The 26,903-nt window shown below is 37.6% G+C and carries 18 protein-coding genes; 7 read left to right on the top strand and 11 right to left on the bottom strand.

Going from position 1 to position 26,903, the window contains the following annotated elements; translation table 11 throughout:
* The first annotated feature begins 158 nt into the window (after positions 1-158).
* From surE to FCR2A7T_RS00470, 4 genes are all read left to right on the top strand, one after another.
* On the top strand, positions 159-923 hold the full coding sequence (surE, locus tag FCR2A7T_RS00455) for a 5'/3'-nucleotidase SurE (RefSeq protein WP_023569292.1): 765 nt from the start codon (positions 159-161) through the stop codon (positions 921-923).
* Between the two features lie 28 nt (positions 924-951).
* Positions 952-1,224 (top strand): hypothetical protein, encoded by a 273-nt coding sequence (locus tag FCR2A7T_RS00460; protein ID WP_023569293.1) that lies wholly within the window; start codon positions 952-954, stop codon positions 1,222-1,224.
* 2 nt (positions 1,225-1,226) lie between these two features.
* Entirely contained in the window at positions 1,227-2,339 is a 1,113-nt protein-coding gene (gene lpxB / locus FCR2A7T_RS00465; protein WP_023569294.1) for a lipid-A-disaccharide synthase, read from the top strand.
* A gap of 61 nt (positions 2,340-2,400) precedes the next feature.
* Complete coding sequence (locus FCR2A7T_RS00470; protein ID WP_158634624.1) at positions 2,401-4,413, top strand: ComEC/Rec2 family competence protein; 2,013 nt, start codon at positions 2,401-2,403, stop codon at positions 4,411-4,413.
* Here FCR2A7T_RS00470 and FCR2A7T_RS00475 read toward each other — a convergent pair.
* The 6 genes from FCR2A7T_RS00475 to FCR2A7T_RS00500 all read right to left on the bottom strand — a co-directional run bounded on the left by FCR2A7T_RS00475 (position 4,410) and on the right by FCR2A7T_RS00500 (position 12,802).
* On the bottom strand, positions 4,410-4,889 hold the full coding sequence (locus FCR2A7T_RS00475) for a thioredoxin family protein (protein WP_023569296.1): 480 nt from the start codon (positions 4,887-4,889) through the stop codon (positions 4,410-4,412). The two genes, FCR2A7T_RS00470 and FCR2A7T_RS00475, sit on opposite strands and share 4 nt — an antisense overlap.
* A 4-nt stretch (positions 4,890-4,893) precedes the next feature.
* Complete coding sequence (locus FCR2A7T_RS00480) at positions 4,894-5,370, bottom strand: thioredoxin family protein (RefSeq protein WP_023569297.1); 477 nt, start codon at positions 5,368-5,370, stop codon at positions 4,894-4,896.
* 52 nt (positions 5,371-5,422) lie between these two features.
* A complete protein-coding gene (locus tag FCR2A7T_RS00485; protein ID WP_023569298.1) occupies positions 5,423-6,928 on the bottom strand; it encodes a peptide MFS transporter in 1,506 nt (501 codons plus the stop codon).
* Position 6,929: 1 nt separating this feature from the next.
* Positions 6,930-8,582 (bottom strand): peptide MFS transporter, encoded by a 1,653-nt coding sequence (locus tag FCR2A7T_RS00490; protein WP_023569299.1) that lies wholly within the window; start codon positions 8,580-8,582, stop codon positions 6,930-6,932.
* 70 nt (positions 8,583-8,652) lie between these two features.
* A complete protein-coding gene (locus tag FCR2A7T_RS00495) occupies positions 8,653-10,596 on the bottom strand; it encodes a peptide MFS transporter (RefSeq protein WP_023569300.1) in 1,944 nt (647 codons plus the stop codon).
* Positions 10,597-10,630: 34 nt separating this feature from the next.
* The gene (locus tag FCR2A7T_RS00500; RefSeq protein WP_023569301.1) at positions 10,631-12,802 is read right to left on the bottom strand and encodes a S9 family peptidase; all 2,172 of its coding nucleotides are present in this window, start codon (positions 12,800-12,802) and stop codon (positions 10,631-10,633) included.
* Positions 12,803-13,032: 230 nt separating this feature from the next.
* On the opposite strand from FCR2A7T_RS00500, the gene FCR2A7T_RS14580 reads away from it, so the two are divergent.
* From FCR2A7T_RS14580 to FCR2A7T_RS00515, 3 genes are read left to right on the top strand one after another with little or no spacing between them, the layout of a single operon-like run.
* A complete protein-coding gene (locus FCR2A7T_RS14580; RefSeq protein WP_023569302.1) occupies positions 13,033-19,557 on the top strand; it encodes a PAS domain S-box protein in 6,525 nt (2,174 codons plus the stop codon).
* A gap of 55 nt (positions 19,558-19,612) precedes the next feature.
* Complete coding sequence (locus tag FCR2A7T_RS00510) at positions 19,613-20,929, top strand: hydroxymethylglutaryl-CoA reductase, degradative (RefSeq protein WP_023569303.1); 1,317 nt, start codon at positions 19,613-19,615, stop codon at positions 20,927-20,929.
* Between the two features lie 5 nt (positions 20,930-20,934).
* Positions 20,935-21,849: a GYDIA family GHMP kinase gene (locus FCR2A7T_RS00515; RefSeq protein ID WP_023569304.1), complete on the top strand. Its 915-nt coding sequence runs from the start codon at positions 20,935-20,937 to the stop codon at positions 21,847-21,849.
* 50 nt (positions 21,850-21,899) lie between these two features.
* Here the strand turns inward: FCR2A7T_RS00515 and FCR2A7T_RS00520 are convergent, their stop codons facing one another.
* The 5 genes from FCR2A7T_RS00520 to FCR2A7T_RS00535 form a co-directional block, all read right to left on the bottom strand.
* Positions 21,900-24,002 carry a peptidylprolyl isomerase gene (locus FCR2A7T_RS00520; protein ID WP_023569305.1) on the bottom strand — a complete coding sequence of 701 codons (2,103 nt, stop codon included), beginning with the start codon at positions 24,000-24,002 and terminating at the stop codon, positions 21,900-21,902.
* A gap of 105 nt (positions 24,003-24,107) precedes the next feature.
* On the bottom strand, positions 24,108-24,284 hold the full coding sequence (locus FCR2A7T_RS15155) for a hypothetical protein (RefSeq protein ID WP_023569306.1): 177 nt from the start codon (positions 24,282-24,284) through the stop codon (positions 24,108-24,110).
* A gap of 3 nt (positions 24,285-24,287) precedes the next feature.
* The gene (gene lptC, locus FCR2A7T_RS00525) at positions 24,288-24,845 is read right to left on the bottom strand and encodes an LPS export ABC transporter periplasmic protein LptC (protein WP_023569307.1); all 558 of its coding nucleotides are present in this window, start codon (positions 24,843-24,845) and stop codon (positions 24,288-24,290) included.
* A gap of 14 nt (positions 24,846-24,859) precedes the next feature.
* Entirely contained in the window at positions 24,860-26,122 is a 1,263-nt protein-coding gene (locus FCR2A7T_RS00530; RefSeq protein WP_035116744.1) for a hypothetical protein, read from the bottom strand.
* Complete coding sequence (locus FCR2A7T_RS00535) at positions 26,115-26,849, bottom strand: type III pantothenate kinase (RefSeq protein ID WP_035116949.1); 735 nt, start codon at positions 26,847-26,849, stop codon at positions 26,115-26,117. Before FCR2A7T_RS00535 ends, FCR2A7T_RS00530 begins: the two co-directional genes overlap by 8 nt.
* Positions 26,850-26,903 lie beyond the last annotated feature (54 nt).

Genomic DNA, 26,903 nt, shown 5'->3' on the forward strand with positions numbered 1-26,903 from the left:
TTTTCACTAAATTACATAAAAAACAAAGCGTCTTTCTTAATGTTCCAATAATTTTTTGTTAAAGATTCTTTTATGTTGTTAAAACCTTAAATCAAATATTGTACCAACATAAATTTAGAAAATGCTTACTTTAGCGAATGTAAAAAAATATTGCCACAATGAAACAAAAACCTTTGATATTAGTGACCAACGACGACAGTATCGTCGCGCCGGGAATCCGTGCTTTAATTGAAGTAATGAAAGAAATCGGTGAGGTTATTGTAGTCGCACCCGACAGTCCGCAATCCGCCATGGGACATGCTATTACCATCAATAATACACTACATATCGAAAAGGTTACAATCGATCCAAGCCTGGAAAACGAATACAGCTGTTCCGGAACGCCGGTGGATTGTGTTAAAATTGCCGTGCATGAAATCCTGAAACGAAAACCCGATTTGTGTGTTTCCGGCATCAATCACGGATCAAATTCATCCATTAACGTAATTTATTCGGGAACGATGTCGGCCGCCGTGGAAGCCGGTATTGAAGGTATTCCGGCCATTGGATTTTCCTTATTGGATTTTAGTTGGAATGCCGATTTTGAACCCGTTAAACCGTATGTAAAGAAAATCGTCATGGAAGTTCTGGAAAAAGGACTACCGGATGGCGTTATTTTAAACGTGAATCTTCCGAAAACAGAAATTAAAGGTATCAAAGTCTGTCGTCAGGCGAAAGCCGTTTGGGAAGAACGATTTGACAAGCGAACCAACCCGCAAGGCAAAGAATATTATTGGCTTACCGGAGAATTTGTAAATCTCGACAAAGGAGAAGACACGGATGAATGGGCTTTAAAACACGATTATATTTCCATTGTTCCGGTACAATTTGACCTGACCGCGCATCATGCCATTCAGCAGTTGAATACTTGGGAGTTGCAATAATTACGAATCAGAAATAAGAACAACCGTTATGAATAAAAAAGACCTCTTTATAGGAGTACTGATAGGATTGCTCACCGCTTCCTTAGGCTGTATTTTATTTTTATACCTTTTCACCGAAGCCCGTTCGCTATCCGACTTGCAAATGGTTCGTGCACAGGGTCTAATGGGGAAACTCATTACGCTCGGCGCCATTTTTAACCTGATTGCTTTCTTCATTTTATTGAAATTTGAAAAAGAACTCATGGCAAAAGGCATTATTTTGGCCACCATTATTTTGGCAATACTAACGGTAATTCTGTAACCATGAAATACTATATTATAGCTGGAGAAGCTTCCGGCGATTTGCACGGTGCCAATCTGATGAAAAACATCTTCAAACACGATCCTCAGGCCGACATCCGTTTTTGGGGCGGTGATTTGATGCAGCAAACCGGCGGTACTTTAGTAAAACATTACCGCGATTTAGCGTTTATGGGATTTGCCGAAGTAGTGATGAATCTGAAAACCATTCTCAACAACATCAAAATCTGTAAAGCTGACATTCTGGCTTTTCAACCCGATGTCATCATTTATATCGATTACCCCGGATTCAATATGCGCATTGCCGAATGGGCCAAAAAGTTGGGCATCAAAAACCATTATTACATTTCACCGCAAATTTGGGCCTGGAAAGAAAGCCGCATCAAAGCCATCAAACGCGATGTCGATAAAATGTACGTGATCTTACCTTTTGAAAAGGATTTTTATGAAACAAAACATCATTTTCCGGTAACTTTTGTAGGACATCCGCTGATTGACGCTATTCATAACCGCACCAAAACCAATCCGGAAGTTTTCAAAAAAGAAAACGGTTTAGATGAAAGACCAATTATTGCATTGCTTCCGGGAAGCCGTAAACAAGAAATTGCCAAAATGCTCTCGCAGATGCTTTCCGTGATAAAAGATTTTCCGGAGTATCAGTTTGTAATTGCGGGTGCTCCGAGTCAGGATTATTCCTTTTACCAGCAGTTTTTAACCAACGATCAGGTGCATTTTATTTCAAACAAAACCTATGATTTGCTAAGTGTTGCTCATGCTGCATTGGTAACATCCGGTACCGCAACACTCGAAACTGCGCTATTCAAAGTTCCGGAAGTGGTTTTATACAAAGGAAACTGGATTTCCTATCAGATTGCCAAAAGGATCATCACCTTAAAATACATTTCGCTGGTTAATTTGATTATGGACCAAGAAGTGGTAACCGAGTTGATACAGGACGACTGCAATCCGAAAAGAATTAAAGCCGAATTACAGAAGCTGTTACAAACGGAAAGTCGCACCAAACTTCTGAAAAATTACGATTTATTGGAAGAAAAACTGGGTGGTGAAGGCGCAAGTGAAAAAACAGCACAGCTGATTATTACTGCTTTAAAATAAATTATGTAAGATTTTTCTTTTTTATATTGCTTTTTTGCGTACATTCGACCGCATGAAAGTAATGAAATTTCCTATAATACCAATAGCCCTGTTTTTCGTATTGGGCATCGTTTCCCATTTTTATTGGAAACCTCCCTTAATGTGGCTTGTGGTTACGACAAGCGTAGCGCTTTTAATTTTCGGATTCCTTTTTTGGACATCGAAAAAACACTTCATCCAAAAAAATCATTTTGGAATCGGCACCTATTTCGTGTCGTTTTCAATTGGAATACTGACACATGCGCTGCATTTCGAACCCGGATTCAAGAATCATTACAGTCATTTTCTCACCGAAAACAATACGCTGCAAGGCACTATCGCAGAGCGATTGAAACCCAATGCCTTTTCCGAAAAATACTATTTCAGGATTTCTAAAATAGACAAAAAAGCAGTTTTTGGGAAAATCCTCTTAATGGTTCCTAAAAAAGAACTCCCAAAACAATTTCATGCTGGAGAAAAAATCACCATTTTAACAGCATTACAACCCATTACGAAATCCTCCAATCCCTATCAGTTTGATTATGCCGCTTATCTGGAAAGACAACAGGTCTATCATCAGCTCAATTTAAAATCGGGGAATCACATTAAAAACGGAATCGTTCACAACTTTGATTATTATGTTGAACGGTACAGAAGTACGCTTCTCAACAGTTTCAGCATACATCATTTTTCGTCGGGAACAGAAAATATTATACGGGCCTTATTGCTTGGACAACGGCAGGATATGGATATCGAAACGTCTGAAAACTATACCAATGCCGGTGTGATTCATATTTTAGCGATTTCCGGATTACACATCGCCATTTTATACGCCATGTTATTGTTTTTGCTCAAGCCACTACAGCGTTTTCGAAATGGGAAACTGCTACAATTCGTAAGCATTTTAGCATTTTTATGGTTGTTTGCAATTCTCTCAGGTTTATCAGCTTCCGTGGTGCGTTCCGTAGTGATGTTTAGTTTTGTGAGTTTGGGATTGTACCTGAACAAATCGGGTAATATTTACAACATTCTGACAGTTTCAATGTTAGTGATGTTGCTTTTCCAACCGGATTTTCTTTTCGATGTTGGGTTTCAGCTGAGCTATATTGCCGTATTTGCCATTGTGTGGTTGCAGCCGTTCTACAAATCAGTAAAACCATCCCGATACAAAATCGTGAATTATTTTGTCGATGTGCTCGTGATTTCCTTTGTGGCGCAACTTGGTGTTTTGCCTTTGAGTTTGTATTATTTCAATCAGTTGCCGCTCTTGTTTTTTATGGCAAATTTGGTGGTTATTCCGCTTTCTAGTTTTGCTCTGATCTTGGGAATCATTGTACTTGTTTTCAATTTCATTGCGCCAGCATTGGCTATTGTATTGGGGAAACTGCTTTCTGTATTCATAGAAATCATGAATCAATACATTGCCTGGATTGCTTCTTTCAAAGAATATGTAATCAAAGACATTCCGTTTTCTTTTTCACTGCTGCTTGTCTCCTACCTTGCTTTAATAGGATTTATTCTTTGGCTGTACAAAAAACGATTTTCAAGATTGATTTTCTTTTTACTTACGGCAATTGCTTTGCAACTTTCCTTACTAAGCACTTTCAGTGAAACCAAAAAAGAAAATCAATTTGTGATTTTCAACAATAAAAAAAGCACGTTGATTACCGAAAAAAACAACCAAACGATTTTAGTATACACCAACGACAGTCTGCCGCTACAAAACAAAAATCTCATCGCCTACAACCGCGGCAAATTCAATCGACAAATTGAAATACGTCCGTTGCAGAATGTTCTGGTGTACAATGATAAGAAAATATTGATTGTGGACAGTATCGGCGTTTTTACCACGAAACAAAAACCGGATATTGTACTGCTCACCCAATCCCCAAAAATCAATCTGATTCGGTTAATCAATAACGTGCATCCGAAAGCAGTCATAGCAGACGCTACAAATTACAAAAGTTATGTAAAACGATGGAAGGCAACTTGTGAAAAAGAAAAAATCCCTTTCCATGCCACAGCCGAAAAGGGATTCTATACGATTGAAAATTAATTGATTTTCTTGAGTTCTTCGATAACCTGATCAGCAGTTCGATAACCCACGATTGGAGATTTTACTTCGCCGGTTTTGTCAAAAACATACATCGAAGGATAACCTTGCACCTGCAAAAACATGGTGAATTCGTGTGCCGAATTACGTCCTTTTCTATTAGCATCATACCCCGGATTTGCATATTTTTTATCTTTATACGTCACTTCAAAATTACCTTCTCCGTTAAACTTCACCGGAAAGTAATTGGCATTGATATACTCTACGAATTTGGGATCGTGAAAAGTATTCTTGTCTAACATTTTGCAAGGTCCGCACCAATCGGTGTACACGTCCATGAAAATGGGTTTTGCCTTTTTGGGTTTATCCTTCTGAAGTTTTAAGGCCTGATCCAGTGTCATCCATTTAATTTCAGCCTCCTGAGCCTGAACCGCTAAATTTCCGAGAACGAAAAGTACGGCAAATAGTATTTTTTTCATCTTGTTATCCTTTTTTATTATTTGCTAAAATTTGATTGGCGCCGGAAATCCAGGCTTCCGGTCCTCCGGCTACATAACCGGTACTGCCCAATTGGGTGAAATTGGTTTTTCCTTCCTTGGTTTCCGAATTCACGAACCAAACCGTTGGATATCCCTGAACGCGAAAAGCATTCTGTAAGGAATAATTTTGTTGCTGTAAAGACGGTTCTAACTGCTTGTTTCTTGGAAAATCCAGTTCGACAAGTACCACATTGTCTTTAGCCCATTTCACAAACTCTTTCTTAAAAAAAACTTCTTTTTGCAAACGAATGCACCAGCCACACCAGTCACTTCCGGTAAAAAACAACATCAACGGCTTTTTCTCCTTATTGGAAATTGCCATTGCTTTATCAATATTGGTATGCCATGTTAGTTCGCTATCCTGAGCGCTAACAGCCAACGAACCGAAAGTAAGCAATAAAACTATAAGTATTTTTTTCATGGTGTTTTTTCGTTTTTTAACTGCTACTAAATAACAAAAATAATGCCGAAGATTACTTAACGTCTTGCATTAATTTTTTCACCAAAGGCGAAATTGCAATCAGAATCACTCCGGCTACCAATGCATAAATGGCCAATTGTTCGTAGCCGTCGGCATAAACATTTAGTTTGTCCAGGTTGGAAGCATTTTCAGAAGCCTCTGCAATGTTAGCCCCCAGCAATCCGGCAAAATATTGTCCGTAAGCACTGGCCAAAAACCACATTCCCATAATAACCGCCTGTGTTTTTTGCGGCGATAATTTGGTCATGGCACTCATCCCGATTGGCGAGAGGCACAATTCTCCAAAGGTAATGACAAACCAACCAAAGGTAAACAGATCCAGAGATGTTCTTCCAGAAGCGTCGGCAAAGAATTTGGTGTAATAAAACACATAAAAACCGCCGGCTAAGAAAAGGAATGCCAATCCGAATTTCACTACCGTATTGGGTTCAATTTTTCTTTTGTTCATCCAAAGCCAAACCATTCCGATTAAGGCCGCAAAGGCAATTACAAAAAGGGAATTGGCAGAATTATTCACGCCATTCGGATCCAATTTGATTCCGGCTACAGTATTATCAAGATTGTTGGCCGCGAATAAACTTAAAGAACCACCACTTTGTTCGAAAAAGGCCCAGAAAAAAATAGAAAATATGATAAAAACCAAAGCAGCCATTAATTTCTTGTTTTCCGCTAAGGAAAAATTGCGCATTTCGTAGAACAAATACAACAACGAAGCCGGGCCGATAACAAACATGAAATAATCCGTGTATTCTGTTTTGGCCACCATGGTCATAATAACCGGGATAATTACTAATGACCCCACATAGGTTACCATTTCAAACGTTCTTTTTTTGGAAGGCTCCAAATGGTTTAAGGGAGAAAGTCCGATTTCGCCCATACTTTTCTGGGTTTGCGTAAAGGTAAGTAAGCTGACAATCATAACGATGGCAGCAAAACCAAACGCCACATTCCAACGCAAATGTTCCGGTATGTAAGAGGCAAACATATTTCCGTTCGCCACAGCAATACAGATGTATCCTCCGATTAACGCCCCAAGGTTAACCCCCGCATAGAACAAGGAAAAACCAGCATCCCTTCTGTTGTCATCGTCTTTGTATAATTTCCCCACCATGGTGGAGATATTCGGCTTGAAAAAACCGGTTCCGATAATGGTAAAACTGATTCCGAAGAAAAAGAATTGTTTTGGATCCAATGCCAGAATAATACTTCCGACAATCATTAGCAATCCGCCCCAAAACAAGGACTTTCTGTAACCTAAAATCTTATCTGCAAACAATCCTCCGATAAACGTGAAGGCGTAAACAAATGCTTGTGTGGCGCCGTATTGTAAGTTGGCTGTTTTTTCATCCATCATCAATTGGCTAACCATAAAGATTACCAACATCCCGCGCATTCCGTAGAAACTGAAACGTTCCCACATTTCGCTGAAAAACAAATACCACAGTTGTTTCGGGTATTTTCCTTTAAAATTCTGAATCTCTTCTAATGTTGCACTCATCTTAATTTATTCCTTTTTCTTTCATTACAGCATTCAAACGTTTCAGGATTGACAATCCCAACAAAGTGGCAAACAATAACAATAAACAGTTCACCAAAAAGAAATTGGCTTTGTTTTCATAATCATACCACATACTGGCCAATACACCCGATAGCTTATTCCCTATGGATATCGACAGGAAGAAACCTCCCATCATTAAGGCGGTTAATCGTGGCGGACTTAATTTGGAAACGATAGAAAGGCCCATCGGAGACAGACACAATTCGCCTATCGTAATCACGCCGTACGTTCCCACCAACCAAAGCGGAGATACTTTAACAGCGCCGTTACTTCCGATATAAACAGCAGCCACCATAAACAAACAGGACAATGCCGATATGAATAAGCCTAAAACAATTTTGGATGGTGTGGAAGGTTCTTTTCCTTTTTTGCGCATGAACGCGAAGAAACCAACCACTAAAGGTGTCAGTAAAATAATCCAGCCCGGATTTACCGACTGGAATAATTCGGTGTTAATTAACGAAACCTTTTGCTCTGGATTTTTCTCCAATTCGGCGCGTTGCTCATCGGAGATATTGGTAAAATACACGTCTTTCCCCTGTACTTTTACAGGTTCTCCTGCCTCGTCTTTTTCTGCCTGGAACTGACTGTCGTATTTTTGAACTTCTTTCGTCTGGAAATCTTTCTGATCCACCAGATAAATTCCTGCCAATGCCTTCTCGGTAGTTCCGGTTACCTGTCGGTCAGTATAATAATTGGCCCAACGTGTTAAGGCAGTACCGTTTTGTTTAAAAACTGCCCAAAACAACATTCCGACCGCAAAAATTGCCAATAAAGCCCCTAACGGCCGCTTGTCTTCGTGATTTGCTTTTAAATAGAGACGAACATAGAAAATGATAATCGGGATACACGCGAAAATAAACGCATCCGTAGAATCACTTTTGAAAATATTACCCGGAATCATCCATCCTAAGGCACCGCAAAGAATGGCCGGTAAAAACACCACACCAAGAATTCGGCCCAAACTGATATCGCCTTCCTGAACCGGCTTCATTACATTGGCGCTTTCCAGATGTTTTCTTCCCAAAGTAAAAATGATAAGACCAATGAACATTCCGATTCCTGCGGTTATAAAAGCAGCGCTCCAACCGTATTGGTTACGCATAAAAGCAGCAATGATATTACAGATGAAGGCACCGATATTGATTCCCATATAGAAAATGTTGTATCCTGCATCTTTATTCGCTTTGTATTCTTCGGTTGAATATAAATTACCTACTAAGGTTGAAATACTGGGTTTAAAAAATCCGTTACCGATAATGATTAGTGCCATCGACACATAGAAAGCTGTCGTATTATGGAATCCTAATCCGATATACCCTAATCCCATCAGGAATCCTCCGAGATAAATGGCTTTAAAATAACCCAACACACGATCGGCTAAATAGCCTCCTAAAAACGGAGTCAGATACGTTAAGGCGATATACGTCCCGAAAATATCATCGGCGTATTTATCGGAAAAAGCCAATCCACCGGTAGCAGCTGGGTCAATCATGTATAAAACAAAAATTCCGATAATCAAATAATATCCGAAACGTTCCCACATTTCGGTAAAAAACAAAAACAATAATCCTTTCGGATGTTTATTTCTCATAGTAGTTATATTAAAAAAGCCCGCAGCAATTGCTACGGGCCTGAAAGATATAAAATATTTTCGAAATGAATTAGATTACTCCATTCATCATTTTTTTCAATTTTGGTGATAAAATCGCTAAAATTACAGCAGCAATTCCACAAAGAACAACGAATACCATGAAGAACTCAAATAAGTTATGAATGGTAAACCCAGCAAATGTTTTGTGTTCACATTTGATTAGTTTTCCACTTTCCATTTTACTTAAATTTTCATCCGTAGGGAATTTTAATTTTGTTATGTCTATTTTAAATTTCTCTTTTGATTCTTGCTTTAATTTCTTTAATTCTTCCTGTTTTTTATCAAATTCTTTTCTTTGAGAATCAATAATTTTAGCATTTTCAGCTTGTAATTTTTCAAAATCTTTTTTCAGTTTCAAGTCATTACCAAAATTTGCTTCTGCTAAATTTGATTGTGCTAACAAGAATAATTCTTTTGTGGTTGGCTGGTATGTTTTATCTAATACTTTCTGTAAATCTATATTTTGTTCTTGAGCTACCACAAATTTGTCACCAGTTGCCGGCATAATTGCTCCTAATGAACCCGCTAAAGCATAACCAGCGGCATTAGCGATGAAGAAAACTCCATACAATAAAGAAGCAAAACGTTTTGGTGCTAATTTACCTACTAAAGATAATCCAATTGGAGATAAACAAAGTTCACCCATCGTTTGGATTAAGTATAATAACATTAACCATTTGATAGCTAATAATCCAGAATTACCTAAATCCTTAACGTTATGTGCAATAATGAAATAACTCAAAGCAATTAAAGCCAATCCCATAGCTTGTTTCATTGGAGAAACGGGTTCTTTGCCTTTAGCTCTTAATTTATCCCACAATAAACTGAATGGTAACGCTAAAGCTACAACGAATAAACCATTGAAAATTTGCACCATTGATGGTGGCATATTCCATCCAAAAATATTTCTGTCTGTTTGGTTGTCCGCTATAAAAGTAAGGGAAGAACCTGCTTGTTCGAATGCAGCCCAAAAGAAAATAATAAAGAATGAAACGATATAAATTACCCAAATTCTTTGTCTTTCTACTTTGTTTTCAGCCGAACTCATAATCAAATACGCCAAAGCAATACCGGCAGAATAAATAAACGGATATATAATTCCTTTAATTAATTGACCCATTTCCAAAGAGTTAACTCCGAATTCGCCAACTAACAAAAATCTGAACACAAAGAATAAAGCAACAAATATTCCAATTGCAACACCAATAGCTTTTCCTGAAAATTTTGCGGTTTGAGTCTCTCCTTCTTCAAAATCTTCACTTGTATTGTGTTTTGGCAAACCACCAATTGGTCTTCCTTCAGGAGTTACCACATATTTATTCTTAAGTATGAAAAATGTAACCGTTCCGATAATCATTGCTAATGATGCTGCCAAGAACCCCCATTTGAAAGCAAAAATATCCCTAACTCCAGTTTCAGCATCTTTAACATCACCTAAATAAGGACAGATAAATTGCCCTAAAAACGCACCAATATTGATACCCATGTAGAAAATTGTAAAAGCCGAATCCAATTTGCTTTTTTCTTGTTTAGGATATAAACTTCCTACCATGGAGGAAATATTCGGTTTGAAGAATCCATTTCCAAAGATGATAATGAATAACGCAATCCACATAAACAATTTTGCACCACCTAAATTAGATGAGAATGTTGAAGCACTCAAGAACAATAAAAACTGGCCAATTGCCATTAGTGATCCCCCTACCAAAATACAGTTTCTGTTCCCTAAATATTTATCGGCAATAAAACCCCCTAACAATGGTGTTAAATAACACAATGCTAAAAAGCCACCATAAATAATTGCAGCATCGGCTTCTTTTATTAAGAGAGAATTTACCATAAACAATGTAAGTAACGCTCTCATTCCGTAGAAATTGAAACGCTCCCACATCTCGGTTCCGAATAATACCCAAAGTCCTTTTGGATGTCCTTGTTTAACTGCTGTTTCGCTCATTTTATTGTTTTTGGTTAGTATTTAAAGTTGGTTATTATAGTTTCTCTTTAATGAAATTCGTCATTTTTGTATACAATTGCAAACGGGTTTTACCACCGTAAATTCCGTGGTTTTTGTCCGGATAAATGGCCCAGTCAAATTGTTTGTTGGCTTGTACCAACGCTTCAATCATTTTCATGGTATTTTGCACGTGTACGTTATCGTCTGCCGTTCCGTGGATCAAAAGGAAATTTCCTTTCAGTTTACTCACGTGGTTGATTGGCGAATTGTTATCGTATCCTCCGGCATTCTCCTGTGGCGTTTGCATGTATCTTTCGGTATAAATACTGTCATAGTATCTCCAGCTTGTTACCGGAGCTACCGCAATTGCAGTTTTGAACACATCAGCACCTTGGAAAATACAGTTTGAGGCCATGAAACCACCGTACGACCAGCCAAAAATACCAATTCTGGATTTATCCACATAGGCATAAGACCCGAAAACTTTAGCGGCATCAATCTGATCTTCCACTTCGAATTTCCCCAATTCTTTTTGAGTACATTTCTTGAAATCAGCCCCTTTAAAACCAGTTCCGCGACCGTCCACACAAGCTACGATATACCCTTGTTGTGCCAACATCATAAACCAATAATCATCGGATCCGTTCCAGTCGTTGTTCACTTGTTGCGAACCCGGGCCAGAATACTGATACATGAAAACCGGATATTTTTTAGTAGCATCAAAATCTTTTGGTTTAATCATCCAGGCATTCAACTTATGTCCTTTTTCGGTAGTCAGTTCGAAAAATTCTTTGGAAGGCAAATCATATTTTGTCAATTTCGTTTCCAAAGCTTCGTTGGACACGATAGTCTTAATTAGTTTTCCGGATTTTGTTTCGTGCAACGTGTGTTTTGGAGCATTTTTAGCACTGGAATACGAATTGATGAAGTATTGGAAATTCGGACTAAAAGTAGCTCCGTTCGTTCCTGTTTGTGTAGTTAAACGTGTTTTAGCACTTCCATTCAGCTTAATACTGTAAACATCTCTGTTGATTGAGCCGTTTTCGGTTGACTGGAAGAAAATCATACCCGTTTTTTCATCAAAACCGTAATACGAAGTCACTTCCCATTTTCCTTTGGTAACCTGATTTTTCAGTTTTCCGTTTTTGTCGTAATGATAAATGTGGTTGAAGCCGTCTTTTTCGGAAGTCCAGATGAAACTGTTATCCTTTAAGAACGTTAAATTATCAGTTACATCAACATACGCTTTGTCTTTTTCGTTCAAAACCACTTTTGTTGCTCCGGAAGTACCGTCCACAAACAACAAATCCAGATTGTCCTGGTGGCGGTTTAGCACTTGAGCACTTAATGTATTGGCTTCGTTAGTCCACTCAATTCTTGCAATATAAAAATCGTTGTATTTGTCTAAATTGATTTTTTTTGTCGCTGCCGATTTTACATCATAAACGTGCAACGAAACCAAAGCATTTTTTTCACCTGCTTTTGGATATTTGAATACGTTTTGTGTTGGATACAATCCCTGATTGTACATATCCATTGAAAATTCCGGAACCGCGGTTTCATCGAAGCGGATGAATCCTATTTTATCGCTTGACGCATTCCAGTCGAAGGCACGCACAAACGAAAATTCTTCTTCATACACCCAGTCCGTAACCCCATTGATGACAGCATTTTTCTTTCCGTCAGTCGTGATTTGCGTGTGTTTTTTAGTCGTTAAATCATAAACATACAGATTGTTCTGGTACACATATCCGATTTTATTTCCATCAGGTGAAAAGGTCGGTTCCTGTACTTTATACTCGGCTAATTTTGTCAATGATTTTGAAGCGATGTCGTAGATGAAATAATCGGCCACAAATGAATGGCGGAAAATCTGTTCGGAATTATTGGCAATTAGAATTTTCTTTTCGTCTTTGCTGAAAGTATAACTATCAATCCCTTGTAATTCTTTGAAATCTTTGGAATCGATTAGTACCGATACTTTATTTAAGGTGGCAAAATCGTATAAATCAATTTGTGACGATCTTGTGGCACGGTCAAAATTTAGCACCGTATACTGATTGGTATTCTTCATGGCCTCCAAAGCGGTCATTCCCTGTGTTCTGAAAGCTCCTCCCCAGATTTCTTCAAGGGTGATTTTTTGTTGCGCTACCGCCGATAAGGACGTTAACAACAATAAAAACAAACATTTAGTGATATTTTTCATAAGATTGATGATAAAAAAACCCCCAATTTTAGTGAAAATTTATCAAATAGGTGCAATTTAATTTGTTAAAAGGAAAAAAGAAGTGTTTTTTACCGAATCAACTCATCGATTTTTTAAGTAGTTAATCGATAAAAAATCAAAATATTACAAAATATAAAGAAAACTATTGCTTTAATCGTTAAATTTATTGTAATATTCTGTTGCCAAAATATTGACTATAGCCTATCCCCATGATTAAAAAATTAGCGTTTTTTACCTGTCTTCTTTTTGTATTCCAAAACGCTATTGGACAAGTTTTTGATTATGAGATTCTTAATCAAAAAAACGGATTACCCTCCTCTTCAATTTTCTCCGTAATACAAGATAGTCGCAATTTAATCTGGATAGGAACCGATGGTGCCGGACTGGTTCGCTATGACGGAAAAAACTTTGAAATCATCAATAAATCGGAGCGCTCTGAAGGTTTTGTGGTTACTGACATTGCGGAAGACAGCAATAAAAACATTGTCTTCGGCACAAAATACAGTGGTTTACTGGTCTATAACGGTCAGAAATTCATTAAAGATTTAGATTTCAGCAATTCCCCCATTACCGGACTTTATGTTCAAAAACTTTTGGCAACCCCTTCCGGTATTTATTGCTTCACGGAAAAAGAAGTTTTTCTTTTAAAAAAGGATTACTCGGTAAAAATCATTGCGCGCTTTACAACAGAATCCCTGACCATAAATTCTGTTTTTGAATATGCCCCTTCCAGCTTTCTTTTAGGAACTAACGAAGGCATACTTCAGGTTGAAAAAAATCAGGTTTCAGCATTTGAAACAACCCGTTTTTCGGGATACAGTTGCATTGTATCAAACAAACCGAACGAAGCATTTATAGGCACATACAAAGGCGAACTTTTTAAAATAGGCTATAGAAAACCCAGCTTTGAAGTCAGTCTCGAAACCCAGATAACCTTACCAAACAAGGAGCCTTTTTTCATAAAAAAAATGCTGAAAGGACGCAGCGGATTCATCTGGTTAGCCGGCGAAAAAAAACAGGGACTGGCCATGTACATGAAAGGCTACACCAGTTTCATCAATGAAAGCAATGGTTTTACAGGGGAAAACACCCTGTGCATGTATCAGGTTAAAAGCGGGGATTTATACATCGGGACTTATGGTACGGGTTTGTTCCGAAGCAATTCGCAAACGTTTTACAGCTACAACAACATTCCGGAATTAAAGTCGCCCTACATCTTCTCGATCCTAACCACCGAAAAAGGGCTTTATGCCGGAATTTTAAACAGTGGCATCTATTATTTCGAAGGGGACGAATATTATGAACTCCGGTTGAAAAAAAAATACCTGAACGGAAAAGGCGCTTACAGCCTGTTCAGAAATGCTAAAAATGAGATTTTAGCCTGTACCGCAGATGGAATTTTTATAGTGGGTGAAGACCGACTAATCCCAACCCCCATAAACACTCAGGTTAAAAAAAATCTGCGCTTACAGATTCTTAAACAGGATTCCCTGCAACGGTATTTTGTGGGCACATCCGCCGGATTACTGGTTTTGGATAAAAATTTCAATCGGATTGCTTCCGTGGACAAAGTGGAAGAATTTTCGTTTTCCCTGCAAAACATCGGCAGTTTGGAGCAAATCGATAAAACGCACTGGTACATTGCAACCAATACCGGCCTTTACAAACTTAAGGAAACCGAAAAAAACGTTTTCTCCATCTCAAAACCTATTATCGCTAAAAGTTTAAACAATTCTTGTAAGGACAGTCATGGCAATTTCTGGTTTAGCGGTTCGAATGCTTTGTATTTTGTAAAAAATGATTTTACTAAAAAATACACAGTTGAAAACGGCTTAACTTCAACGTTGATATACACACTCTCAGCAGACAAAAACGCTAACATTTATTTGGGAACGAATCTGGGTATAGACAAAGTTACCATTACCCCGGAAGGAAAAATTACAAAAATTTACAACTACAATTCCGACAATGGCTTTGAAGGTTTGGAAACCAATTCCAGAGCACAGACCACTGATGAATTTGGAAACATCTTTTTCGGTACGGCAAACGGCCTTTTTAAATATTTAACCAACTACATTCCGAAAACCAAAGAAGAACCCATTTTAAAGATTACGAATATTGATGTTTTAAATCAATCCAAAAACTGGAATGCAGAAAACAAATCTGACGATTTCTGGTTCAATATTCCCAAGCAGGGATACACCTTCGATTCGAGAGAAAATCAACTTACATTTAAATTCGGCGTAATTAATTACCGAAAAAATAATGAGGTTTATTATTCCTATAATTTAAAAGGGGTCGATGAAAACTGGTCGTTACCCGACAAACTAAATGAGGTAACGTATTCGAACTTGGACCACGGCTCCTATACTTTTCAGGTGCGTTTGGTCGATAAACTCGGAAATTTCATAAGCGCTCCGACAACGTTTTCTTTTAAAATTGACACTCCGTTTTATTACCAATGGTGGTTTTTACTGCCCATTTTCTGTTTCATCGGGCTCTTCCTGAAATTAATTTTTGACAAAGCTTCCACCTACAACAAAGATTTCATAAAGAATTTTTCGGAAACCGAAGACGACAACAGAAGTATACGGACATTTTTTTTCTTTCTGGGTATTATTTTTCCGCTAACCGAAGTCATTAATCTCTATTTCATTAAAAGGGACAATTCTGAATTACTGATAAACCTGATTATCGGTATGCTCTTCATTGCGATTTATATCGGTTCCAAAAAATCAGATTTCCTGAACAAACACCTCCGAAAAATATTCATTTCGATTTTACTGATTTATTCTGCCCATGTTATTTTTAAAATTGCGACACAGCCTTTCGAATTGATTACGTATACCGAATTCTTATTGATTATTTTCTTCTCCTACAGTACCTTTAAGAACGTCAATCACTATGTGTTTTTCATTATTGCGCTTTTTATTGCGTTACTCATATTACTGTTAAACATCCAATCGGAAACCAAACAGATCATCACCCTAATCAACACTTCTTTTATTGTATTGGTGATTAATTATGCGCGAAGAATTTCGATTTTAAACAACAATGACAAGGTTTTGTTTTCAAGCAGTATCATAAACAATTCCAACTCTTTAACCATTGCAACCGACCGAAATGGCGAGCTGACCTTTTGTGGAAAATCGATTGAGAAAATTTTAGGCTATACACCGGAAGAAGTGATGGGTAAAAACTTCTGGCTCCTTACAAATGACATTGAATTTCAGGACGTCGATTACAATACCATTTATGTTCCCGATTCCATTTACACCCGAAAACTGCGTTGCAAAAACGGAGAATACAAATACATTCAATGGACCGATCAAAAATACAGTGACAATCTTTTCGTCTCTAACGGACAGGACATTACCGGAAAAGTAATTGTAGAAGAACAATACCGCAATTTGGTACAATTTGCTTCGGATATTATTTTTGAAGTCGACAAATATGGTTATTTCACCTTTGTCAATCAATTTGCCGAAAAATCTTTGGGTTACCCTACGGATTATTTCATCGGTAAACATTTTTCAAGCCTCATAAAACCGGAAAATGCTAAAAAAATTGAAGACTATTATTTCAAACAACGGGAAAACCAAACCGAATTCGACATCATAGAGTTCCCAATTCTAAAAAGCAACGGCGAAGAAATGTGGGTTTCGCAAAAAGTAACCCTCAAAAAAGACGAAAACGGAAAAGTTAACGGATATTCAGCCATTGTAAGGGATATTACAAAACTCAAAAAAATCGAACAGGAAGAAAGTTTCCGTTTGGAAAAAAGTTTCCGTTTGAATCAAACCCTGAACGAACTGTCCACCTTAAACTTCTTAACGTACGGCAATCAGGAAAAGCTCATTGGTCATATTTTAAAAGAAGCAGCAATTGCGTTGGACATCAACAGGGCGAGCCTTTGGAATAAAACTGAAAAAAGTCTTGATGTGTTTTGCCTGTATATAAAAGATACCGATAGTTTTTCCAATGGAATTTCAATCAACAAAATCGATTATCCGATTTATTTCGATGCCATCGAAAACCAGCCTTTTATTGTGGCATCCGATGCTAAAAACCATCCGCAAACCATAGAATTTCAGGATGTTTATTTTAAAAACTACGACATTCAGTCCCTGCTTGATTTCCCTATATATGTTTCCGGGGAATTAAAAGGAGTAACGTGTTATGAAAATACATCTGAAATCAGAAACTGGTCTACCGATGAAATCAATTTTGCGCGAACCGTTTCCGATATCATAGCATTGGCCATCGAAACCTTAAAAAGAAAATCAGCGGAAGAACTCATTATCTATAAAAGTGAAATTCTATCCTCGATTGCCAAAACTACCGAGAAGCTGCTAAAAAGCAACAATCTGAATGATATATTTCACGAATCGATGGGCTATATTGGGGAAGCTACCAAAGTAGATCGTTTGTATTATTTCGAAAACGATACCACCACCAACCTTCTGAGTCAGCGTTTGGAATGGACCAGTAAAGAGGAACTGAAAGAAATCGACAACCCCGAGTTGCAGAATATCCCTCATGAGATGTATCCGGAATTCATGAAATCATTATTGCAGAATAAACCTTATCAATCCATAGTGCGGGAAATTAGCGAAAGTGCCTTTAAAAAGATTCTGCAGAAACAAAAAATACTTTCGATTTTAATTCTGCCGATATTCATCAAACAAAACTTCCATGGTTTCATTGGATTTGACGATTGCTCTACCGAAAGAATTTGGGGTGCCGATGAAATAAACATTCTTCAAACCTTTACCAACAATATCGCTTCTACAATCGAACGCATCAACAGTGAAAAAACGATTAAAGAAAGTGAGGAAAAATTCCGCCTGCTTGCCAATAACATACCGGCAACCGTATACCTGGTAAAATACAATAAGGAACGAACAAAGTTATTTTTGAATGATGAAATCGAAAAACTTACCGGATACAGCAAAGAAGATTTCTTTGAAGGCCGAATATCGTTATTCGAACTCTACCATGAGGAAGAAAGAGAACAGGTAACACGAGAAATTGAAAAATCGATTAAAAACGGGGTTCCGTTTCATATTTCCTGCCGTTTGGTAAAAAAGAACGGTGATATTGTATGGATTGAAGAATATGGTGAAGCCATCACCGTGGAAAACGAAATCTCCTATATTGAAGGCGTTGTCATTGAAACCACCGAGCGCAGAAAAATGCAGGATGCCATCAAAGAAAAAGAAATCGCACAAGCCGCCAATAAAGCCAAAACACAATTTTTAGCCAACATGAGCCATGAAATCCGTACGCCACTTAATGGAATTATCGGATTCAGCAACCTGCTTTTAAAAACACATTTAAATTCCGTTCAGGAACAATACATGATTACAGTGAATCAATCTGCAGACGCCCTGCTCGAGATTGTAAACGACATCCTGGATCTTTCCAAAATTGAGGCCGGAAAACTGGAATTGTACATTACCAAATCCAATTTGCATGAAATTGTAAATCAGGTTATCGATATGGTAAAATACTCCGCACATCAAAAGAAACTCGATTTAATCATTAATATTAAAGAAGACATCCCATGTCTTATATGGATTGACGAAATCCGATTGAAGCAAATTCTGGTTAACCTTCTTTCCAATGCCATTAAATTCACACAAGTAGGTGAAATAGAACTCGAAATCCAATACGAACCTTCAGCGCAGGATCGTACAAAAATGAAGTTCCTTGTAAAAGACACGGGCATTGGCATACGTCCGGAAAACCGTGAAAAAATATTTGAGGCTTTTTCACAGGAAGACAACTCCACCACCCGAAAATACGGCGGAACAGGTTTGGGTATTCCTATTTCGGAATCGCTCCTACGTCTAATGAACAGCAAGCTGGAAATCGAAGACCGGCCAACCGGAGGCACCATCTTTTTCTTTACATTGGAACTGGACGCGCAACCATGCGATACATTAAGCATCTTAGACCACAACAAAATAAAAAAAGTACTATTAATTGATGACAATGAAAGCAACTGTGAAGTTGTTGAGCGTATACTTCAGTACTATTCAATTGCAACGCTGACGAATAAAAATTATCAGAATGCTTACCAATACAATGACAAAGTCGATTTGTTTTTAGCCGATTACGAACTGATTGGGAAAAAAGGTCTTGAAGAACTTGCTAAATTTGAAAAACCAATCATTTTGATGCAAAATTCCAACGCCAACGAAATTGATTTTCCGGAAAAAGCGCTGGTAAAACCCATCGTTAAACCAATAAAAATTCATGTTTTACAAAACACCCTAAATGAGATAAACAATCCGGAAGCAAATACAAAACCAACCACTTCCGAAAACGAAGCGGTTCCTGCATTGATTAAAAATACGATCAAAATCCTTATTGTAGAAGACAATAAAATCAACATGCTGTTGTCAAAAACACTGGTAAAAAAAATCATTCCCAACGCAATTATATCAGAAGCCTATAACGGTATTGAAGCGGTAGAACAATTTGACATTCATCAGCCGGAAATCATTCTGATGGACATTCAGATGCCATTAATGAACGGTTACGAAGCCACAAAAAAAATTCGGGAGAAAAATACCAATTGTGTCATCATTGCGCTTACAGCCGGCATTATCGAAGGAGAAGAAGAAATGTGCAAAACCATTGGAATGAATGATTATATCACGAAACCTATAAACAAGGAAATTCTGGAAAACACCTTGTTAAAATGGTCGAAAAAAGCTAAAAGTTAATTTTTGAATCGCTGAAAACGTATCTTTGCATTCAAATGTATTCAACAAAAGTAAAATGACGAAAGCGGTTAGCGGTTTTTCGAAGTTATCGAAAGAAGAAAAAATAAACTGGATTGCAGAAACACATTTTTCAAATCCGGAAGAGGCCATAAAAACGATTAAAAAATACTGGAATTCCGATGCCGATTTACAAAAACTTCATGACGAATTCATAGAAAACACTATTTCCAATTTTTATTTGCCCTTGGGTGTGGCACCTAATTTTCTGATTAACGGAAAAAATTACACGATTCCAATGGCCATAGAAGAAAGTTCTGTGGTCGCCGCAGCGTCCAAAGCCGCAAAGTTCTGGGCAAATAGGGGCGGATTTAAAGCTACCGTGCTGAATTCAGAAAAAATTGGTCAGGTGCATTTCATCTATAAAGGAAAAAAAGAAAATCTGGAGGAATTTTTCAAAACCATAAAACCAAAATTCTTCACCGAAACCCAAAGCATCACTAAAAACATGCAAAAAAGAGGCGGTGGAATTTTAGATATTGAACTCAGAGACAAGACCTTTGACCTGGAAAATTACTATCAACTTCACGCCACCTTTGAAACCAAAGACAGTATGGGGGCCAATTTCATCAATTCCTGTCTGGAACAATTCGCCAAAACGTTAAAACAAGAAGCACTTCAATTTGAATTGTTTTCCGAAGATGAAAAAAACATTCAGGTCGTGATGAGTATTTTATCCAATTATGTCCCGAATTGCATTGTTCGTGTAGAAGTTTCCTGTCCGATTTCGGAATTAAAAGAAGACAAACACATCTCGCAGGAAGAATTTGCTGAAAAATTCGTGCGCGCCGTTAACATAGCCGAAATAGAGCCGTTTCGGGCCGTTACCCACAACAAAGGCATCATGAACGGTATTGACGCTGTGGTCTTGGCGACCGGTAACGATTTTAGAGCCGTAGAAGCCGGAGTTCATGCTTATGCTTCGAGAAACGGAAAATACACCAGTCTTTCCCATGCTAAAACAGAAAACGGAATGTTCAGTTTTTGGATGGAAATCCCATTGGCCTTAGGAACTGTGGGTGGATTGACCAATTTACACCCATTGGTAAAAGTAGCCATGGAAATGCTCGGAAATCCTTCTGCGCATGAATTAATGCAGATTGTAGCGGTAGCCGGTCTGGCACAAAACTTTGCCGCACTGCGCTCCCTGACAACAACCGGTATTCAACAAGGACACATGAAAATGCACCTGATGAATATTCTGAATCAATTCGAGGCGACGGAAGAAGAACGTAAAAAAGTGGTAAACCATTTTGAAAAAAACACGGTTTCCCACTCGGCCGTAGTGGATTATCTGGATGCCTTAAGAAAATAAGAACCTTGAAACAAACATTTTACAGCAACGGAAAATTATTAATTACGGGTGAATATACGGTTCTGGATGGAGCCATTGCTTTAGCATTGCCAACAAAATTCGGACAGTACCTCCATGTGGCCGACGGAGAAAACAAAACTTTTTCATGGAAAAGTTATGATAAAGACAGCAGTATCTGGTTTGAGGATGAAATTTCTTTTGAAGCCGTAAAAAACAAATCCCATAACAATTCAGAAAACACAATCCGTAATACTCTGATTGACATTTTACATCAGGCGTACCGACAAAATCCGGATTTTATTGAAGCCGCCAAGGGCTATAAAATAACCACGGAATTGACCTTCCCAAGGTTTTGGGGCTTAGGGACATCATCCACACTGATAAACAATATTGCCCAATGGTTGAAAATTGATGCGTTTGAACTTTTACGGGAAAGTTTTGGCGGAAGCGGTTATGACATAGCCTGCGCACAAAATGACACCCCAATATTATACCATCTCGATGGAGTAAAAATCGGTGTAGAACCGGTTTCTTTTCATCCTGAATTTGCAGAAAACATCTACTTTGTGTATTTGAACCAAAAACAAAGTAGTAAAACCGCAATAAACTCCTATCGGAATAAGCGTCAGAATATAGAAAAAATCATTCCTGAAATAAACAAAATTACAGCTGCGGCAGTAAAATCAAGCAACAGTAAAAACCTCTCCGAAATATTACAAAGACATGAAATTATAATGAGTCATGTTTTGGAATTCCAAACCGTTAAAGAAGCTTTATTTCCCGATTTTAAAGGTTGTATAAAAAGCCTTGGGGCTTGGGGAGGTGACTTTGTAATGGTAATTTCCGAAGAAAACCCCAACACTTATTTTAAATCACGGGGATTTGACACAATCCTCCCCTATGCCGATATGATAAAATAAAAAAAACGCTCCAAATTGGAGCGTTTTTTATTTATATAGTGTGAAGAATTTTATTGGAATTCCACTCTGTTATCTTCAATATCTGCGGCACTTTTAAGTGCTGTGATTACTCTACCCGAAGCAGTTCCTTGGTTTTGAGACTTCAATTTAGTTACATAAGCAGTATAGTTTGGTAAAGCAGGAGCTTTAACCACAGCTTTAGTTCTAATCATGTATACTCCCATTTCACCATCAATCAATTTTGAGGTTTTACCCGCTCCTAAACCAAAAGCTTTACCAACAACTTTTGGTTCAGAACCAACATTTGGAATTGAAGCGCCTTCTAAAGCGATTCCTGCAGCAGGAATAATGCTTGCACCTGATTTTTGAGCCACAGCTTCTAAAGTTGTTCCTGTCATTTTAGCTTTAATCAGTTCGGCTTTTTTCTTGTTTTTCAAAATAGGTTCAACTGCTCCTCTAGCCTGTTCAACAGACATTAAACCAGATTCGTTAGTTGCTTTAAGTCTTGCAATAATATGTCCTTGCAGATTGTCAAATTTCTTAACATCTCCAATTTTAGTACCTTTGTTAAAGGCCCAAGTAACAACCCCTCTTTGACTTCCAACAGCTGGAAGATACTCATCCGTACCTTTAACGGTAGCAGGATTTACAGTCAGATTTGCTTCTTTTGCCACAGTTGCAAAATCTTTCTCGTTAGCATCCGCTTCAAATTTGGTCGCTTTAGTGTAGATTTGATCTGCAGTAGTTTCTGAAGGCTCGATTTTACGGGCGATTGTTGCCAAACGAACAGCATCGTATTTTGCATCCACTTTAATCACATGGTACCCGAATTCTGTTTCCACAATTCCAATGGACCCAACAGGATTGTTAAACAGATAATCATTGAATGGTTTCACCATTTGACCTTTGGTAATATTATCGTAAGAACCACCGTTTTGTTTAGAACCGGTATCATCCGTATTAACCATTGCTAACATTGGGAAACTAGCCGGATTCGCTTTAACCTGAGCTAACAATTCCTCTGCTTTTGCTTTAGCTTCTTCTTTTGTTCTCTTTGCAGCAGCAGGAGCTTTACTTCCGGTGTAAGACAATAAAATATGGCTTGCCTTAGCCGTTGAACCCGCTTGTCTGCCTAACATTTTAGACAAACAATAGTAGCCATTGTAAATATAAGGACCGAAAACTTCACCTTGAGGCAAATTGAATAACTGCTCCTGATTTTCTAATGGTAAATCTTTTTTAGCAATATAAGTAGAATCAAATTTGATATCCGAATTTGCATTAACAAATTCTTCTACATTGGCAGCTGCTTTGAAACCTGGTAAGGTATCGTTTTTACCTGTTTTATCATTATAAACCACTCTTCCGGACAATAAGCCGTTGATAGTAGTTTTCATTTCAGCCTCATCTTCTACAGACGGTTTATTTTCAATAAATACGAATTCAATATCTCTTGAATTTTCAGATTTATATTTTTTCTCATTCTTTTTCATGTAATCCATGATTTCAGCATCAGAAACTTTAACCTGATCGTCTTTAATGGTAGAATATGCCACAGTTACGTAGTCGAAATCTACTTTATCATTTTCTTTGGCGTAAGCTGCTTTTGCTTCCACTTTTGTAGTAACCAAACCAGACTTAATCATAGTGTAGTACATTTGCTCCAAAGCAAAATCCTGAATGTTTTGCTCGTCTTTCAACCAAGCATTCCATCTTTCAGAATCGGAATTTTTTAATGTCGCTAAAAATTCATTGAATTTGTTAACGTCAAAAACACCGGCTGCATTTAAAAACTGAGGATTTTGAGCAATATTAGGATTTTGTTTGATTACGTTGATCAATTGGTCTTTTCCAATTTTCAAACCTAATTTTTCAAACTCACCATTCAATAGAATCTTTTTAACTTCCTGTTCCCAAACTCCATTTGCCGCCTGAGTACCACTTACACCCTGACCGTTTTTCTCCGCTGCAGAAACTTTCTGTAAAAAATCCTGAGCCGAAATGTCTTCGCCATTAACGCTTCCTACATTTCTTGAAGTTTGATTAAAACCTCCGTTCTGGATCACATCACCAACAACGAATGCCAATAAACAAAACCCAATTACTCCGATAAGTAATATGGAACGTTGTCTAATTTTTGATAAAACTGCCATTTCTTATTTAGTTAAATTTTTATTCAGTGGGCGAAAATACAATTATCTATTTAATAATAAAATAGTATTCTGAGTTTTTTACCCCTTACTTTAAATTATTTGTGGTTATTTCTGAATTTTATTGGAAAAATGTCTTCGAAAGAAAAACATAAAAATTGCCACAGCGGCAAAAAGGAAAACAACAATCGGGTTTTCATCCTGTTGCATCTTAACAATTCCCTCATAAAGGAACAATATTGCCATTACCAAATACAGATAATGCACGTATCTTAAAATTTTCATTGTTTATTCTAATTTGGTTACTTCTCCGCTGCTTTTCTGCATATTGAAGACTTTGAAATCTTTACTGAAATCGACTCCTGGACCTTCCAAATAGCCGCCAGCCTCATCCGTATATTTAAAATGTTTTTCAGTAAAAAACCATTCGTTTTTCTGATCGTAATACAATTGCTCCGTCTGCAGTAATTTCCCGTCTGAGGAAGTGATTTTTACATTACCCTGCAAATCAATGATGTCAGTCTTGGCATAGGTAATTGCATAATCCGAATCGACAAAGCTTTTTTTCTGGTTTTCATCAAAAAGCGTTACATGAATTCCTTTTGGAAATTCGGTAAAAGGATATTTGGCATTGGAATAATCCAACATTTTCGGACTCACCAAAATTGCTTTGATTTTTCCGGAATCGGTATATTTCAAATCAACATTATCAGCCTCACCCGAAGGCGAAAAAGCCACGGAATTGATTCGTTGCACCTCCTTAAAATTACTTTCGCATGAAAACAACAGGGCCACAGCAGAAACTACAACCAATGCTACCAAACTATCCTTAAGAAGTATTACCATAATCAGAAAGTTGATTAATCGTATTTCGGTTTCACAAACCAACGGTCGCTGAAAGACAATCCGATGTGGATATTAAAATAATTCTCCTGAATCAGCCCATTACTTGTAGTACCTCTTTTACCATATTCAAATCCTAAATTGATGTTCGAAATACTCGTTCCTACAGGAAATCCAAACCCAAAGCTCATACTTGTATCTCTGACAGACTGATTGTTTACTACTAAACCTGTATTTTCATGACGGAATCCCGCACGATACACAATGCGGTCGAAATAATTACGAAATGAATTGTACTTCGGAATATAAAAGCCTCCCACGGCAAAACGAGCCGCTCCTTCATAGCCTAAATTAGGGATATTGCCTTGACTTGCTGCATCATTTTTCCCTTGAAAGGTCAACTCTGTTCCAACAAACCATTTTTTACTTTTACCGAAAGCGGTACCAAAAGACAATTTCGATGGCAGTTTAAACTCAGAATCTGCTATTTCTATGTCTGTTCCTTCACCAATAAACTCGGTTCCGGTCACACTATATGTTACAGTAGAAACATTTCGGGTGTTATCCGACTTCAAGTTACTTTTTGGTGAAAAGGTAAAAGAACTCGACCACTCAAGGTTATTTTTCAATTTTGTATGATAATATAAGCCCATAGTCGCTGAAAAACCACTGTAAGTTGACTCGTTTTTAGTTCTGGATCCCAAAGCAATGGCAGGATCGGTAACAAAAACAATGGAATTCGTTTCTATTCCTCCAAAACTGTAGTTGATATCCATTCCAATACTTAGTTTCGGATTGATTTTATAAGCACCGCCCAAAAACACTTTGTTCAAACCGCCTTCACCTTTAAAAATTTTCGATTTAGGCAACCCATCTTCCGGATCAACTATTGTATTGGCAACTTTATAACCAACAGCAGTGTAAGGCATTAAACCAAAACCGACACCTGCTCTTCCCAAAGGAATTCCAACCGCAAGATACCCCAATGAGGTTCGGTCTGCCGTTTCTTTTTGAGAATCCGTTTTAAAAGTTGTTTTTGTATTGCTCCCTCCAACGGTTAATGAAGTGTATTTTAAAAAAGAATAAGAAGCGGGATTTTGCAAATTAACGTGGATACTGTCTACAAACACGCCAACAGTTCCCATGGCTCTGTTTTCATTGGTCCCTTTAAATTTAAGATCTCCAATTCCGTAAAATGAATACGGTGAAGCAGTACCTTCCTGAGCTAATATTACAGTAGAAAATAGCAAACTAATGCCAAGAATTATCTTTTTAATCATTGTCGATTGTATAATGGTGTATAGCCTCCAAACTTTCCAGAAGAAAATTTGAATTGGCAAATATGGTGTTTTTTATGTTTTTAGCCAAAAATTCCGCATCACCTCCTGTTAAAATTACTGTTAAAACTTGATATTGTTCACGATACCGATTAATAAACCCTTCAATTTCATTTATAATTCCGTTCACCACTCCCGAATGAATGGAACTATCAGTTGAATTTCCTATAAAATGTTCCGGTTGTTCTAACGTTAGTAACGGTAATTTTGCGGTATAATTATGAAGTGCTTCATAACGCAATCGGAATCCGGGCGAAATGGCACCCCCGAGATAAACATCTTCGGCCGTAACAAAATCATAGGTAATGCAGGTTCCGGCATCAATAATAAGTCGGTTTTGATTCGGATACAGCAACGTTGCTCCGGAAGCCAGCACCATCCGATCGACTCCTAATGTTTTGGGCGTGGCATATTTATTTTCAAAAGGAAAATTGGTTTCTGAGGAAATCACATTCAATCTGGAGGATTTTTGAAGCAGTTCAAGAACATCATTCTCTATTTTTCCTACCGATGAAAACACGGATTCGGTTATTTCTGAAAAATTTTTAAAAATATTTTCAATTTTTTTTCGGGCTTCTTCTTTCACAAAAACATCCTGAAACAAAAGGGTATGTTTCTCAAAAACAGCAACTTTAATTCGGGTATTCCCCACATCGATGGCTAAAAGCATATTTTCTTTATTGTGGAAACAAAGATACAAATTGATTTTTTTAAAAATTTGTTT

This window comes from Flavobacterium cauense R2A-7 (genome assembly GCF_000498475.1).
Lineage (GTDB): Bacteria > Bacteroidota > Bacteroidia > Flavobacteriales > Flavobacteriaceae > Flavobacterium > Flavobacterium cauense.